Source organism: Citrobacter sp. EC_71, assembly GCF_019584005.1.
GTDB lineage: Bacteria > Pseudomonadota > Gammaproteobacteria > Enterobacterales > Enterobacteriaceae > Citrobacter > Citrobacter werkmanii.
The window spans coordinates 207,701-224,038 of record NZ_VDAY01000002.1; the positions used below are offsets into that span (position 1 = coordinate 207,701).

The following is a 16,338-nucleotide window of genomic DNA, read 5'->3' on the forward strand; positions in this document are numbered from 1 at the left end:
GATTCCTATTTATCCATCGGGAAGCCCTCTTCCCGCATTTTGATGAAAACTTGCTGCCAGCGAGAAAGTCTCTTGCTGTCCCCAACGCGCTTATTGTTCTGATTGCCCGGAAGCCAAAGGCCAGTGTTGTTAAAGGAGTACACGGGTAATAAATCCATACGCTGCGTAGCTGGTGAAATGGTATTGGTCAGGCTGTCGAGTACCAGAGGAATTGCTTCAGGCGTGAGGTACCAGGTCAGCACCATATGCGCCCGGTTATAACGCAGGGCCTTAACATAAGTGATGCGTAGTTTGTCTTCGGAGATGCCCAACTGGCGGAGAGTGAAATATTTAGCGATCGCGTAGTCTTCGCAATCCGCTTCGCCTTTGCGCAGTGATTCAATGGGGGTTGCCCAGTAATCGACCTCATGCCAGGCGTCAATATCTTCGGTATAACGGAGCTTATCGTTAAAAAATTGGTTTACGGCGCGTAATTGTGTTTGTTCGTCTGCATTACGCAACTGGAGCAACAACTGCTGCCAGGCCTTGATCCGCCGTTGCGCTTGCGGACTCGCGGGACCGTAAAGCGCATCGGATTTCTGCTGGATGCTGGCAAAATCCCAGGCGGCGCGCAGCGAATGGACTGTCAATAGCAACAGCAGCACCCCAGGGATTTTCCACAGGCGCAGCAAGCGGTGGTGTAAAGAGCGGCTGATAGTGTTCAATTACTATGCTGACAGCTGCCTGGCGATGGGATTTTCATCTTTTCGCAGGACCAGGGAGACAGCCACTTTTTGCGTAACTGCGCGTTGATCGGTGAGGCGAAGAAATCTTTCAGCGTGCTGTTAACAAAAGTCACGAACTGCGGATCGTTTTTCCTCATCATAATGGCATAGTGCATATCATTGCCGATGCTCTGTGCCGACACGCTGAACAGTTCCGGTTGCTCGCTATCCTTAATTAACGGCCAGGCCAGCACATCATCAAGGAATAAGGCGGCGGCTTCATTATGCGCCATCTTGTCAAACGCACCGTTTATCGTGGTGGTAGTAATTGTCGAAATATTAAGATGCTGCTCTCTGTTGGTTTTATTAAACTCCAGCAAATCTTTTGAGCTTCCTGGCAGGCTCACCGTGCGGCCTTTAAGGTCGTCAATCGAGTGGATATTATTTTTACGTAACGCAATGATGCGCATTTTTGCGATGTAATAGTTGAGAGAAAATGAGACGCTGGACATCCGCTCCGGCGCATTGGTATTTACGCTACAGTCCATATCAATTTTGCGCGTGTTTAATGCGGTAAAGCGTTCCCCAAAGCTCACGGGAATATAATGAATAGTTAAGCTGTTGAGCTTAAGATACTGGCGCAACTTATCGGCAATTATGTTACATACCGCAATGGTATAACCCGTGACCTTGCCATTGTGGTCGGTAAATGAAAACGGCGGCAACTGGCGATAGCCCACGTTTAGCACGCTGCTGTTTTGAATATGGTCGAGCGTCGCGGCGTTTTGCTGCGCCATCAGCGCAGGAGAGATGACGATACCTGCCAGTAGGAGCAGCCATTGCACCTTACGTTTCACCCTTGCCATCTCACGATTAATTATATTTTTCATAATCAAAACTGATCTTCTTTTTAGCAGCTGTTAGTGCTTTCAGGTTATCTGACATGGGAATGTTTAAATTAATGGCTTTTGGCGGAATCGGTGACTGAAACCATTTATTGTACAGCGCAGCAAATTCGTTGCTGGTCATCAGAGAGGAGAGTGCATCATCAACAAACTCTTTAAATTCTTTATCATGTAACGGGAGCAACAGTCCTGCCGGAAGGGGGGCGCTGAGCGCGATATCGGAAAGCGCATAATCTTCAGGGTTTGGCGTTTGTGCAATCATCCCTTTAAGTAATACCGTGCTGGAGATCAGTGCTGAATACTCACCGTTCTTCAGTTCGTTGAAGGCCGTAATATTATTGGTGTCGAGTTGAATATTAATATCCAGATCATTCGCAGCATTCACTTTTTGCAGTTGCTCAACGTAAATCGTACCGCTTTTTACCAGTACGCTATGTCCGGAAAGTTCAGCCAGGTTGTCGTTGCTTTCGGTTTTTCGCATCACAAAGCGGGTGCTCGAAAAGTAAAACGGCAGGGAGAACTCGCTCATGCTGTGCCGGCTTTGTGAATAAAAGGCAGGTATACACATGATGTCTGCCATGTGGTTTTTAATCAGCACAAACTGCGATGCTGAATTGGCTTTTACCCACTCTATTTTTAGGTTTTTTAGCTGAAGCTTTGTCTTGAGCGCGCTGACGATACTGTTGCAGATATCAATGGAGTAGCCCGCAGGGGTATTTCCATTTTGCCAGGAGAAGGGAAACGCATCATCCTGATAGCCAAGGGTAATGGTTTTCTTGCTGGCGATCTGTTCAAGCGTATGCAGTTGCTTATCTGCCATGCATGGTGTGGCCACAGCCAGCAGCACAACCATCATGAGCAGGCGTTTTGCCAGGTGAAAGATGTCAGGCATTGCTCAGACCTTCTTCAATAGCCTCTTCGGCAAACGCGGAAAGCACCTCACGTTCGCGAAGCGGGTAGCTAAAGAAATAGCCCTGAACATTCTGACACTCTATGTCGCGCAGGATGTCGCGCTGTTGCGCGGTCTCTACCCCTTCCGCGGTGACCGACATATTGTACTTATGGGCAAACTGAATCAGCATCACAATCAAATACTGGCTGGCATTATCCTGCTGCAGTTTATCGACCAACGTGCGGGCGATCTTGATGCGGGTGAAAGGGTAGATCAGCAGGTAATCCAGCGCCGCATACCCAGTACCCAGATCGTCCATGGCAATTTCGATACCCATAGCGCGGATCTCTTGCAGTACAGGTAAGGCGATTGATCTATCCAGTTTCTCGGATTCGGTAATTTCTATTTCAAGGCGTTCTGCCGCGAGTTGGCTGATGCGTAAGGCGTCTTTGATCACATCAACCAGCCCCGGACTGTGCAACTGGTAGGCCGATATATTGATGGCAATTCTGGTGCGCTCCGGCCATTTAGCCGCCGCTTCACAGGACTGACGAATAATCCATTCACCTAAACGCACAATCAGGCCGGAACTTTCGGCTATGTTGATAAAATAATCTGGATAAATCAGTCCCTTGGTGGGGTGATTCCAGCGGATCAGCGATTCATAGCCATACACGCTTTCATCTGCCAGGTTTATAATTGGCTGGTAGTGAAGTTCGAACTCCTTGTTATCAATACCATCAATGATTTCCTGATTAATAAACAGGCTGTGGGTCTGCTTCATCACCATGCCGTCTTCAAAGAAATGGAAACAGCCGCGGCCATGATGCTTAGAGGCATACATAGCAAGATCGGCATTGATCATCAGCGTCGAGGTATTGTTGCCCTGATATGGCGCGGTGGTGATACCGATGCTACAACTGATGGAAAAAGTATGAGTGCTCCAGGTGAATGGGGTACTCAGCGCACGAATAATGCGTTTTGCCAGACGATTCGCCTCCCTGATGGCGTTGTCGCTGACATGTTGCAGGATGGCGAATTCATCACCGCCCAGACGCGCCGCGATGTCGTTGGGTCCCAGCAATAACTGCAGACGCTGGGCAACGCTGATTAACAACTCATCTCCGGCTTTATGGCCGAAGGTATCGTTGACTGGCTTGAAATTGTCGAGGTCAATCAACAGCAGGTTGAACGGTTTTTCATCCAGATGAATTTCACTGACGCGCTTATCTAACGCCTGACCAAACGAAACGCGGTTGGGTAGGCCGGTCAGCGAATCATGATGGGCCATATGCTCCATCTTTTGCGACATTTCATGCATGCGTTGTAGATAACCGCGCTCTTTCATCGCGACGCGCAATTTTTCAATCGCTCCTGCAAGATGCCCAATCTCATCGTCCTGATCAAGATAGGGGGTAATGCAGTCGGTCTCCTCATGGGCAATGCGGGTGAGGGAGTTGATCAGCAGTGGAACCGGACGGAATAAACGACGCATAAACATCGTAACTAATGCCAACGTCACCAGCATAATCAGGATGAAAATGATGCAGCTCTTTTTCAGCATCGCATCGTAGGTGGCGTATAAATCGCTTTTTTTACCGATGCTACTTATCAGGCTCCCGAGGATCTCACCGGAAGGCGTCAAAATTGGCACGGCGCTGATAAAACACTCTTCGCCATTAATCTGGGCGAAGCCAACATAGTAATTGACCAGCACATCGCGCGGCAGCCGACCAGAGAAGGAAATAATTCCTTCGCCATTTTCAGACTTGTTGTTAATCCCTACATACCCTTTTTCCGGCGTATAGAGAAACAGCCAGGTGGGGCTGTGCGTCTGCACGGATGCCAACGCCAGGACGTCTACCGGGTTATAACCGGTTTGCAGAATAGAGTCGGTGTCGCCAAGTTGTCTGTCGGAGACGATGCGGGAGATCTGCCCGGCATCGCTGGTTTCAACCGAAACGGTGGTGTACACGCTGCGGATGATGTAGGTCATAATCTGTGCATTCGCCTCAGCGCGCTGCACCCACTGCTGATAAGAAAAGTTGTCTATCAGGCTCCAGTTGGTAAAGGCGCCTGCGCTAAAAGCAATAACGATACCCACCAGCAAAAATTGCGTTATTTTGCCAGTGATGGAATGTTGCCACCCTTTTATTGCTTTAAGGGAAAACAGAGACTTTGCCACGGATTATGTTAATTCCTGAATTGATTAGGCGATGCTAAATTTATTTCTGCTATTTCTTAATGGAATGTTATTGTTGCAAATAAGTAGATGAATGATGTGAAACGCAATGACGTAACAAATAACTAACATTGAACCAGCGTGAGTAATGGCAACAATAACGGTATGCGAATATAGATAACGCTGTGCTTATCGTCAACAGGCAAAAGTGTTCATAAAAATACATTTTTCATTATGCCTCTTCCAGGATATTAATGTTGACATTAAAACGACAAGGAGTGTTTTTTGTTTGAACTGGTTGGAGGTGTGGTGAAGTCATCAGTAAGGTGTGGTTTTTATATTTGGTATCAATGAATTAGCTATGCTGTTAAGTGTGTGTGTTGTAGTTTCATCCCGCCGGGATGTCCATTTTTGTCTATTAATGAGTATTTATTTCCTGATCTGATATGAATAAGATGCTCGCTTCAATATAGAGCCTAACTTTATTTTCTCAGTGCGCGGTCAATGTTGACAATTTTGCTATGGTTCAGCGACTGACCCAAAAGGATTTGTTTGTGACATTCGAGTCTGGATTAAAGTCCTATTGGTATAGTGCATAGCGGATAAATTGATTTGGACGCGATAATAAATACTAACACAGCAAAAAGCATTCAAAAATGGTGCCTGCCACTTGCTTTGCCTGGCCTGTTATATCCACTGGCACAATATCTTAACGGTTATTGTCTTCTCAATAATAATATTTTAACAGTTTACGATCTCAAACTCGCCGTATTTTCCGCCGCATTGGTTCTGTTTGGTTTTCGGGTATTGCCGGGATTTATTCTGTTTCTCGCGTTGATGTTCGTAGTGGGGCCACAAAGCGAGCGGGTGGATGCGCTGTGCCTGGTTATGGCCTCAACCTTTAGCTATGCCGCTTATCGCAACGTTACGGGCAGACGCAGCTGCGCCAGTTTTGGCCGTATAAAAATCAGCCTGAGCCGCCTGATTTGGCTATGCGGCTTCAACATCCTGCTCTATCTGTTATTCAGCAGGATTTTTGCCGTGTTCGTCACCCATGGCCATCGCCCGGATGTGGACAATATCCCAGTTATGAGCCTGGAGATGCTGGTACGTATTCAGGGGATCATCAACGGTTGCCTGACGGGCATCCCCTTTTTCTACAAAATTTATCGCATCATTCGTCGACCGTCTTACCTGTTGACCTTTATCAGAGCAATTGTCTTTCAGTGTAAAGGGAATATCACCGCCTTTGGCGTCAGTATCTGGTGTATTTTGCTGATTTCACTGATGTTCTGTTTGACGTCACCACACAGTCCGAACATCTTTTTTTCTTTCTATAGCCTGATCCTGTTATTTCCATTGATGCTGTGGGGGGCGATTAAGATTGGTCACTCGTTCACCATGCTGGTGTGGACAGTCGTACTGATTATTTTAGGCAAACATAACGACAGCTATATCGCCAGCGACATCAATTTCATGCTGCATCAGGCGCTGGTTTCCACCCTTATTTTTGTCTTTTCACTCACCATTGTGATCATGGGAGCGCTGGCAAAATTTACCCGCCAGCGGTTTAACCAGGTCCTGCTATTGGGTCTGACTGACCCGATGACGGGTATGGCGAACCTGCGTGCTCTGAAGACGGAGTTATTTACCACTGAGGGGGCGACGGTATGCCTGATACAGATCCCCGAGCTGGAGCTCTTTTCGCGCCGCTATGGTTTTCATTTTCGCGCCCGCTACCAAAAGATCCTTGCTGAGCATCTCAGAAGTCATCTGATCAAAAGCGAGAAGGTCTATTATCACGCGGGTTATGATCTGCTTATCCGCCTGGAGAATGGGTCCTGGGAGCGGTTATGCGACCTGTACCAGGCAGCTAATAGTTTTCGCCTCTTCTACAACAACCGCCGGCTGGGTTTTCGCAGTGGTTTGGGCTATTGCCTGATTAACGAGCATAGCGATGACATCTACCAGCTGGTGGGTAAGCTCGGCATGGTAGCTGGTTTATCTCTGACCAACGGCAGGCCGGAAAATCTCGAAGCGCAGCATAGTCGGGTCCTTGGCAACCACATCGTTGATAAAACAGAAATCCGCACCGCATTGCAAAATGCGCTGGATAATAATGCCTTCGTTCTGATGGCCCAGCCGATAGTCAGTACCCGTGGCGAAGCGCCATATCATGAAATATTGATCCGTATGCTCAACGAACGGGGGGAATTTATTCCACCAAACAGCTTTCTGCCGGTTGCCCATGATGCGGGACTGGCGCCGGATATCGATCTGTGGGTTATCGAAAACACCCTAAAGTTCATGCGCACCCATCCGCAGCGCTGTTTTGCCATTAACCTGGCACCAGTAACGGTGTGTCGTTCAAATATTGTCACCAGAATTACTCAGCTTCTGCACGATTACGCTGTGGAGCCGCAGCGGATTATTTTTGAGATAACCGAAGCGGATACGTTATCAGATAAAGGACAAACCGTGGAAACCCTGAGCTTAATACGTCAGCTGGGATGCCGCGTGGCGATTGATGATTTTGGTACCGGATTTGCCAGTCATGCGCGCTTGATGAATATCGAAGCAGACATCCTGAAAATAGATGGATCTTTTATTCGCCGGATCACCGAAAGCGAGATCAGCTACTACATCGTCGAGTCATTCTGCCGTGTCGCTGAAATGAAAAATATGCAGGTGGTCGCTGAATTTGTCGAAAACGCCAATATTCAGGCATGTCTGGAAAAAATGAATGTTGGGTGGTTACAGGGATATCACATTGGCAAACCTACACCATTGCTCACGTTGGAATAGCAGGGCGCTAACGCCTTATGGCCAAAAAAAGTAATTTCTTCTCAGGTAGAGAATAAAAATCATGAGTGACATTAGTAAAGTGAAGAATCGAACGGCGGGCGCTGCCGGTATGGGACCGCGCGCCCGATTGCTCTCATGGCTGCACAATATCCATCCCGGTGTGGCCATGAAGCTCGGTATGATTCTGGTTTTTTGTATTGCAACGCTGCTGATTGGTGCCTCTTTTATATTATCTTCTTACCTTTCCCGGGAATTGCAGGCTAATGCCCTGGAGATGATTAAAACCAACACGCGTATTTTCCACAATAGTATTTCTAATGAATTCCAGCGCGTCACCCGCGATGCAGAGCATTACAGTAATGTTTATATTAATAATTACCAAAACGTTGCCGATAAACCGCTGCGTTATATGGACGCAACTGAATTAAAAGCGGTATTGAGCAATCCTAATACGAACGCGCATTTCACCGAATTAACCAGCGTATTTGCCAGCACATTTATTCTGCAAGGTGAGCAGTTTGTGCGCGTTAGCAGCACGTTATTGGCAAGCTCTGGCAATACGGCTACCGCAACGGCATTGGGGCACGATAACCCAGCATTGCCGCTACTGCTGAAAAACAAACCGTTTTCGGGTGTGGTCACGCTGTTTGGAAAGCAGTTTATTAGCCACTATGAGCCGATAGCCGATAAATATGGTCAGGTCGTTGGCGCGGTTGCGGTGGGATTCGATGTTAAACAAAGTCTGCAACCGATCATTCAGCGTTTGCTGAATGTGCATATTGGTAAAGAGGGTTACGCCTACGTGCTGGATGCCGGATTCGAACCGGGTCGTATGTTGGTCCATCCATCGTTGAGCAATCAACAGGCGATTAATATCACCGATGCCAATGGCTATAAGCTGTTTGCCGATATCCTCGAACATAAAAATGGCATTACTTACTACAACTGGGTAAGTCGCTACGGTACGCCGCCGAGAACCAAGGTTGCCGTCTATGAATATATCGACGGGATCGACTGGATTATTGCCACCACCAGCTACGTTGATGATGTATCCAGAAGCAGTAACCTGGTACGCAATGGACTGTTGCTGTTCACGGCTTTTCTGTTACCGGTCATTTTAGTATTGATTGCCGTTGCCAGTCGTTTTCTGATTTCACGCCGTTTAAACCGCGTACTCGGGATTGCGCAGACCATCGCAAAAGGAGATTTAACGGTTGATGTTGAGATCGATCATCACGATGAAATAGGTGAACTGCTGAGCGCGGTAGAGATGATGCGTCAGCGTCTGCACTCGCTGGTCGGCGATATGGTTTCTCACGCGGATTCGGTACACCAGGCTTCACTGCATATTACCGAAGCGGTAGATGGTCAGGCGTCAACCAGCGTGGAAACGTCATCCTCGGTGGCCGAGATTACCTCCACGATGGAAGAGTTGTCGGCTTCATCGACACAGATTGCTGAGCACTCGCGGGCGGTAGTGGATATTGCCAACCAGACGCTTGAGGATTGCAATAAAGGTTCAGAGTCGATGTCACAATTGCTGATGCGGATGACGGATATTGATACCGATAATCAGCAAAACATGCGTGAAATTATGATGCTCGGCAATAAGTCGACGGAAATCAGTCGCGTGATGGTGATCATCAATAGCGTTGCCGATCAAACGAAACTTATCGCCTTTAACGCCGCGCTGGAGGCCGCCAGCGCAGGAGAAGCCGGTAAGCGTTTCTCGGTGGTAGCGGCTGAAATTCGTCGTCTGGCCGACTCCGTGACGGAATCGACGGTTGAGATCGAGAACAAGATCAGCGAGATCCAAAATGCGATCAATCGTCTGGTGCTGAACGCGGAGAAAGGTGGCGAGAGCATTAAAGCGGGAGCCAGAGCTTGTAAAGTCAGCGCTGAACATCTGAACGACATCGTCGTTACCGCCGAGCAAACTTCTACGGCGGCGCTACAAATTTCACTATCGACCCAGCAGCAGAAAACGGCGAGCAATCAGGTGGTCATGGCGCTGCGTGAGATTGTCGTGGCCAGTAACTATACCTCGCAATCGATCAAAGACATTTTGGTTGTCAGTCAGGATATGACGCAACTGTCGAAAGCACTGAAAGAAGCGTCGACGTCATTCACCTTGACGGAAACGGATGCATGAACAGCGGCAATATACGGGTGCTGATCCTTGACCTGGACAGCGCATCGCGTAATGAACTGGTCAGGCAACTGGAAGATCATCCGCACATTAAAGTGGTGGGGCAAGCCGCCCATCGCAGACAAGCGATGAGATTATTACAACAGCTGATGCCCGATCTGCTGATTCTGACGCTGGATACCTCAAGCCCCGATAACGTCGAGGTTGTGGAAACGATCATGGCGACCAGCGCTATTCCCATCCTTGTGATGCGGTTTTGCCCAGAGAAACAATGGGATGATGATTATATCTCCCGTGGGGCGCTGGCGGTGCTGCACCATAGCAGCGATTTCCCGCTCTCGACCGATGCGCTGCATCGCAAAGTGGAATTGTTGGTCGGTGTGAAAGTGATTCGTCATATCAAGGGATTACGCCACCCAACCGAACCGGTCATGCCCGCCGCGCGCCCGACGATGGACACAGTAAAGACACCGCAGGACTGGCCTTTTGTGCTGGCGATTGCCTGTTCGACGGGGGGGCCGCAGGCACTGAGCAAGCTATTACAGGATCTCCCCGGTACGTTTCCATGTCCGGTACTCATTGCCCAACATATTGCCGATGGCTTCGCAAAAAATATGGTGCACTGGCTGGACAGCGTGACCGAACTGAAGGTGCGGCTGGCGCAGGAAGACGATCGGGTCGAAGCAGGGTACGTCTATATTTTACCGCCGGAGCAGCATCTGATCGTCAAAAGCAATCAACGCCTGGCGGCAATTCCCAGACAGGAAAGCGATGTCTATCATCCCAGTTGCAATCTGTTGCTGGAGTCGGTGGCTGAGGTATTTCGCGAAAAGGCCGTCGGGCTGATTATGACGGGTATGGGTAGCGATGGTTGTCGCGGCATTGAGCTTATTTTCCGCCGGGGAGGAAGAACGCTGGCGCAGGATGAAGAAAGCTCGGTGGTGTTCGGTATGAATAAGAACGCGATCGACAGGCAACTGATACACCGCACGATCCCTCTGGACGGTCTCGCGAAGGTGCTGCTATCGATGGCCTTTCACGGGCATTTTGAGAGTAAATTGCCATGATCCCCAATCTTCCTGATTACGCCCGCCTGATCAAAGACCGGGTGGGTTTGCACTTTGATAACGCAATGGAAGCGTTGCTGAAATCGGCGCTGAAACGGCGTATGAGCGAACGAAACATCAGTAATTACTATGAATATTATGAACAACTACGTATTTCGCAGGACGAGTTTGATCGCTTCATTACGCTGATAACCATTAACGAAACCTATTTCTTCCGCGAAAACGAGACGCTGGATTTGATCTGTGATAAGTGGGTCCCGCGTCTGCTGCAACAGCGCAGCGGCCCGGTGCGTATTCTCAGCGCCGGATGCTCTTCCGGAGAAGAAGCCTATTCGCTGGCGATTAAACTGCATGAGAAATACCAGGGCGAAATGGCTCAGCGGATTGAAATTTACGGTTGTGATATTGACCCGGTAATCCTGGCAAAAGCCAGAAACGCCAGCTATTCAAGCTACTCGTTTCGCGGCGTCGACCCAGGCATTCAGCAGCGCTATTTTACCCGCTCAGGAAACCTCTACCGACTGCATGATGCGATCCGTGAGAAAGTCTCGTTTCACCGCACCAACATTATAAAAGAGCAGCTGTTGCCGGAAGTGGACATCATTTTGCTGCGTAACGTGTCTATCTATTTCGACACGCCAACGCGTCGTGAACTGCACGGTAATTTGTCGAAAATGCTCCAGCCTCAGGGGGCCTTATTTTTTGGCAACGCGGAAACGTTGGCCAACAATTTCGACATTCTGAAGCTGGAGCAGGAAGAGGGCATTTTTTATTTTTGCCACCATCGTGAACCGCCAACAATCGTACCGGTACCCAGGGTAGCGGTACGCGCTCCGCAGCCGAGAGCGGTAGTGGAATATGAACCTTCCATGCCCATGGCTCAGCAAAATGATGACTGGCTAAAAAAGGCTCGTGCCTGTCTCGATGAAAAATGTTTTTCAGACGCTGAAACGTGCATCGCCCACGTACTACGCGACGATCCCCGTAACCCGGATGCGTTGCTGATTCAGGGCGTCATTGCCCTTGAGCAGCGTGAATTTTCTCAGACAGCCGGAAATGCGCAGAAGATCCTCGCTCAGGATGAGTGGTCGGCAGAGGCCAAAATGCTACTCGGCCTGGCGATGATGTGGCAGCGTCAGACGCAGCAGGCTATCGCCTGGTTTAAACAGGTGGTTTATCAGGAGCCTGGTTACTGGCCGGCGCACTATTATCTGGCCGAAATGTACCGTCAAAGCGAGTTAAGTCAGCCTGCGCAGCGTACGTATCGCGTGGTGATGCAACTGCTGAACGACGAAATGAACAACCCATCTGCGGTTTGTCGTCTGCGATTGCCGATGGTGTTTCCCGGCAATACGTTTCGTTTTCTTTGTGAACATCAACTGGCGCAATTTGCCCACCGAAGTGGCTAATAAGAGCGATTATGGCTATCGATCTGAAAAAATTCGTTCTGCGCTTTATTGATGAAGGGAGAGGTCATTTGCAGACGATCAGCGAAGGGGCGTTCCTCCTCTCCGCTGATGAACATACTGAAGCCTGGATAGGTGAGATGTTTCGCGCCGCGCATACCCTGAAAGGGGGCGCGCGGATGCTGAAACTGCAAAGTATCGCTGATGTCACTCATCATCTTGAAGATGTATTAAGTGAGCTACGCGATAACAAACTGACGCCGGACAGGGCGCTGGGTAATCTGATTCATGAGTCCGTGGAATATCTTTCGGGCCAGTTGACCCAGCTTTTTGTCAGCGAGGGCGATAATCAGTTGCCACCGGCGGATGCCGGGCTGTGCGAACGCCTGGCATCCGCCAGCCGGGGAGAAACCGTTACTCCGCTGCTGGAGTCGCCAACGGCTACGGACAAACCTGGTGTTTCGGCTTCTGCGGCAGCCCCCTCCCTGGACTCCGGTATCAAGCAGGCCGATTTCGTACGAGTTAAGCTGAACAAGCTGGACGGCCTGATCGACATCCTCGGGGAAGTGCTCGCCGGACATGATCGCCTTGAACAGCAGATCCAAAACCTGAGTCAGTTGGTCCCCCGATTGCCGGGCCTGAGCGCCGAGCAGCTTCGCCAGCAGATCCATGATTTCAGCGCTCAGCTAAAAGAAAGCGTTCAGCTCCAGCATTTGCAGATGTTTGAACTGTACGACGTGGCGGCGCGGATCCGCATGCTTCCGCTATCGACGCTGTTTGAGCCGATCTCCTTACAGGTCAGTGAACTGGCGTCCACGCTGAACAAACAGGTGGTGTGCCGCTTCGTCGGCGGTGAAGTGGAAATCGACCGCCAGCTCATTGACCGGCTATCGGAATCGCTGACGCATTTGCTGCGTAACGCGGTCGATCACGGCATTGGCGAGATCGACGAACGCCTGGCGCTGGGTAAATCGACCCGTGGCACCATTACCATCACCACTCAACAGGACGGCAGCGGAATATTACTGCGCATTGAAGATGACGGTCGCGGTCTGAACTATGAGGCCATCAGCGCGAAGGCGGTCAGCAAAGGCCTGGTTCCCGCATCGATGGCCGGACAACTCTCCGAGCAGGAGTGTAATGAGCTGATTTTTCATCCCGGCTTTTCCACCAGCAAGATAGTTTCTGAGCTGTCGGGGCGCGGTGTGGGTCTTGATGTGGTGCGCAAAACGGTGGTGACCGACCTGCAAGGTGATTTGCAGGTATACAGTCGCCCGGGCGTCGGAACCAGCTTTAGCCTGCGCCTGCCTGTCTCGCTGACGATGATGCGAATTATGCAATTTGAAGAGCAGGGACACCTGTTCGGACTGGCGGCACAGTATGTGGTTGAGGTGGTGGAGTGTACTGCGCAGGGGATTAGCGAAATCGCCGGGCGACCGGCCATTATTTTGCATAACGAGTTTATTCCCGTGGTTTGCGCAGGCGCTCTGCTGGGCATTCACGATCGCCAGGGCAATCTCTCATCGGCAGGACAACGTTTAATCGTTGTGCAGAACCAGTACAGCAAAATGGCGCTGCGGGTAGATAAGCTGCTCGATGAACGCAAGATGATGATCAAACCGTTACCAAAGCATATGCAGCAGCAGTCGCTGGTCTCCGGGATGGTACAGACGCCGGATAACCAACTGGTCAGCATTCTGCAAGTGCCTGCGCTGATGGCGATGGCGCAACAGTCACGGCAAACCAGCGCCCCGGCGCCCGCGTCGAGCGTGGCGCAAGATGCCTGGCACGTGCTGGTGGTTGATGATTCCCTCAATACCCGCGAGATAGAAAAAAATGTGCTGGAGGCGCATGGCTATCAGGTCACGTTGGCTGAAGATGGGCTGTCAGGGCTGCAAAAAGCGAAACTGACCCAATTCGATGCCGTACTGACGGATGTCGAAATGCCGTTTATGGATGGTTTTACCTTCACAAAATCGTTGCGCGCAGAGAAAAATTACCAGCACACGCCAATCATCATCGTGACCTCCCGCGCGAAGGAAGAAGACCGACGACGGGGCATTCAGGTAGGGGCGGACGCCTACATCGCCAAAGGCGATTTCGAGCAGGACAGTTTAATAAAAACATTAAAAATGCTTTTGTGCTGATGGCGCAAAATCGAGAGAGAAGATGCGAATTTTATTAGTGGATGATGATCTTTTTGCGGCTGAGCTGGCCTCTATTTTTTTACAGATGGATGGCTACGACGTGGTGATTGTGGAAAGCGCTATTTCTGCCCTGGCGTGCCTGGATTCGGATAAAAACATCGACCTGGTGATTAGCGATCTGCATATGCCTGAGATCAGTGGTCTGGATTTGTTGGCGCTGTTACGCGCTCAGGCCTGGTCTAAGCCCTTTATATTACTCAGTGCAAACGAAGTGACGGCCAGCGATCTCCTGTATGACCGGTGGGTAAAAAAAGATGAAAACCTGGCGGAAAATCTGGGGGCGGCAGTGAATGCGCTCCTGCTACCGTCCGTGGTCACTGAATAAGCCTGGGCGTTTGATGAAACCAGAAAATAAGCACATAGCCATGGCGGCGGCGCAGGAAAAAATAGCGCGTCTGCGTCAGGGATTTTTACGTCGCATCCCCGATATGCTGGCACAGGCAGAAAGACTGCTCGTTCAATTGGTCGCTGAACCCAGCGAAGCTTGTCGTAAGCAATTGCATATTCTGCTGCACAGTATTCACGGTTCGGCGGGGTCCTTTGGTTTTAGCCCGCTGGCGAATGCCTCAGCAGAAGGTGAGCGTTTACTAACAGAATCGGAGTCAGAGCAAAGCATACTGCATTATGATGAGCTGCGGCGAATTATCCGCTGGTTGTATACCCTCACCCAGGAGCAGCTCAATCTTGAGCATCGTATTAGCGATACGGAGTTCACCTTGCCTGTCTCCTCCCAGCGCCCGGCAGAGGGATATGTCCGGCGGGCCAGCAAGCCTATCTACCTGTGTGATGATGATGTCGACCAGGTGGAGTTGCTTGCCACCCAGTTGCGCTGTTTCGGCTTTACCTGTCATGTATTCGCCAATACTGAGGATTTTACGCAAGCCGTACTGGCACAACCGCCAGCCGTGGTGATTATGGATGTCAGCTTCCCGGACAACGCCTACGGTGGGCCGTTGACGATGGCGGAGCTAAAGCTGAAAGTGGGTAAACCTTTCCCGGTTCTATTTCTCTCCTGCCACAGCGATTTTAACGCCCGTATCAATGCCATTAAATCCGGCTGTGATGGCTACTACGTGAAACCGGCTTCTATCACTGATTTGGTACAGGAACTACACCGCCTGACGCAGCCTTCGCTGAAAAAACCGTATCAGGTGCTGTTGATCGATGATGAGCCCGCGGTGGCGGAATACAACGCTGAAAGGCTGCGCATGGCGGGAATGGAGGTACATGTGCTGGAGAAACCTCACTATTTACTACATGTGCTGAACGCGCAACCTATCGATCTGGTGCTGATGGACTACCATATGCCGGAATTTAGCGGTGAGGAATTAACAAAACTTATTCGTCAGATACCACAGCATATTGGTTTGCCGATCGCCTATCTCTCCAGCGAGACCAACAAGCATGCACAGCTTGGGGCAATGAGCATCGGTGCGGAGGATTTTATTCTCAAACAAGCCGATCCCGAGGAGCTCATCCGTGCCGTGTCTATCCGTGCCGAAAGAATGCGCGCTCTGCGTGCGCGTATGTCGCAGGACAGTCTGAGTGGGTTATATAATCACTCAACGACAACCCATTTTCTGAAAAGCGCGATTGCCGAGTCGAATTACAGCGGTAATCCGTTCTGCATGGTGATGGTGGATCTGGATCATTTCAAAAGTATTAACGACACCTACGGCCATGCGGTTGGCGACCAGGTGATTGTTGGCATTTCGCAGCTGTTTTCCCATCGCTTACGCAGCACCGATATCGTGGGGCGTTACGGGGGCGAAGAGTTTGTCATCATTATGCCCAACACCAGTAGTGAAAAGGCGGCACGGGTGGTCGAACGATTGCGCAGGGACTATGAACAGGTCACCTTCGCCGTCAATGACGCCAGTTTTCACAGTACCTTTAGCGCAGGCATCGCACAGTGGCAGTTTGGCGATCGTGTTGAAACGCTGCGCGAACGCGCCGACCAGGCGCTGTATGCCGCGAAGCAAAATGGCCGTAACACCTTCTGCATTGCTGAGTAAAAAGGA

The 16,338-nt window shown here is 50.2% G+C and carries 11 protein-coding genes; 7 read left to right on the plus strand and 4 right to left on the minus strand.

Features of this window, described 5'->3' with window-relative positions; translation table 11 throughout:
* Window positions 1-5: 5 nt before the first annotated feature.
* The 4 genes from lapG to FHD02_RS02795 are packed head-to-tail and all read right to left on the minus strand — an operon-like array spanning window position 6 to window position 4,686.
* On the minus strand, window positions 6-695 hold the full coding sequence (gene lapG, locus FHD02_RS02780; RefSeq protein ID WP_371415442.1) for a cysteine protease LapG: 690 nt from the start codon (window positions 693-695) through the stop codon (window positions 6-8).
* Window positions 696-700: 5 nt separating this feature from the next.
* Window positions 701-1,594 (minus strand): transporter substrate-binding domain-containing protein, encoded by an 894-nt coding sequence (locus FHD02_RS02785; protein ID WP_220393546.1) that lies wholly within the window; start codon window positions 1,592-1,594, stop codon window positions 701-703.
* Window positions 1,578-2,501: an amino acid ABC transporter substrate-binding protein gene (locus FHD02_RS02790; RefSeq protein ID WP_137361227.1), complete on the minus strand. Its 924-nt coding sequence runs from the start codon at window positions 2,499-2,501 to the stop codon at window positions 1,578-1,580. Before FHD02_RS02790 ends, FHD02_RS02785 begins: the two co-directional genes overlap by 17 nt.
* Complete coding sequence (locus FHD02_RS02795) at window positions 2,494-4,686, minus strand: bifunctional diguanylate cyclase/phosphodiesterase (protein WP_042310643.1); 2,193 nt, start codon at window positions 4,684-4,686, stop codon at window positions 2,494-2,496. The genes FHD02_RS02790 and FHD02_RS02795 overlap by 8 nt, the downstream gene beginning before the upstream one ends.
* Before the next feature lie 609 nt (window positions 4,687-5,295).
* Here FHD02_RS02795 and FHD02_RS02800 point away from each other — a divergent pair.
* From FHD02_RS02800 to FHD02_RS02830, 7 genes are all read left to right on the plus strand, one after another.
* Window positions 5,296-7,488 (plus strand): EAL domain-containing protein, encoded by a 2,193-nt coding sequence (locus tag FHD02_RS02800; RefSeq protein ID WP_220393547.1) that lies wholly within the window; start codon window positions 5,296-5,298, stop codon window positions 7,486-7,488.
* Between the two features lie 61 nt (window positions 7,489-7,549).
* Entirely contained in the window at window positions 7,550-9,640 is a 2,091-nt protein-coding gene (locus FHD02_RS02805) for a Cache 3/Cache 2 fusion domain-containing protein (RefSeq protein ID WP_042310640.1), read from the plus strand.
* On the plus strand, window positions 9,637-10,704 hold the full coding sequence (locus FHD02_RS02810; protein ID WP_079226074.1) for a chemotaxis protein CheB: 1,068 nt from the start codon (window positions 9,637-9,639) through the stop codon (window positions 10,702-10,704). The genes FHD02_RS02805 and FHD02_RS02810 overlap by 4 nt, the downstream gene beginning before the upstream one ends.
* Window positions 10,701-12,113: a protein-glutamate O-methyltransferase CheR gene (locus FHD02_RS02815; protein ID WP_137361225.1), complete on the plus strand. Its 1,413-nt coding sequence runs from the start codon at window positions 10,701-10,703 to the stop codon at window positions 12,111-12,113. Before FHD02_RS02810 ends, FHD02_RS02815 begins: the two co-directional genes overlap by 4 nt.
* A gap of 11 nt (window positions 12,114-12,124) precedes the next feature.
* Entirely contained in the window at window positions 12,125-14,257 is a 2,133-nt protein-coding gene (locus tag FHD02_RS02820; RefSeq protein ID WP_220393548.1) for a response regulator, read from the plus strand.
* 22 nt (window positions 14,258-14,279) lie between these two features.
* Window positions 14,280-14,642, plus strand: a complete 363-nt coding sequence (locus FHD02_RS02825; protein WP_137361223.1) for a response regulator — start codon at window positions 14,280-14,282, stop codon at window positions 14,640-14,642.
* Window positions 14,643-14,655: 13 nt separating this feature from the next.
* Complete coding sequence (locus FHD02_RS02830; protein ID WP_220393549.1) at window positions 14,656-16,332, plus strand: diguanylate cyclase; 1,677 nt, start codon at window positions 14,656-14,658, stop codon at window positions 16,330-16,332.
* Window positions 16,333-16,338: the final 6 nt, after the last annotated feature.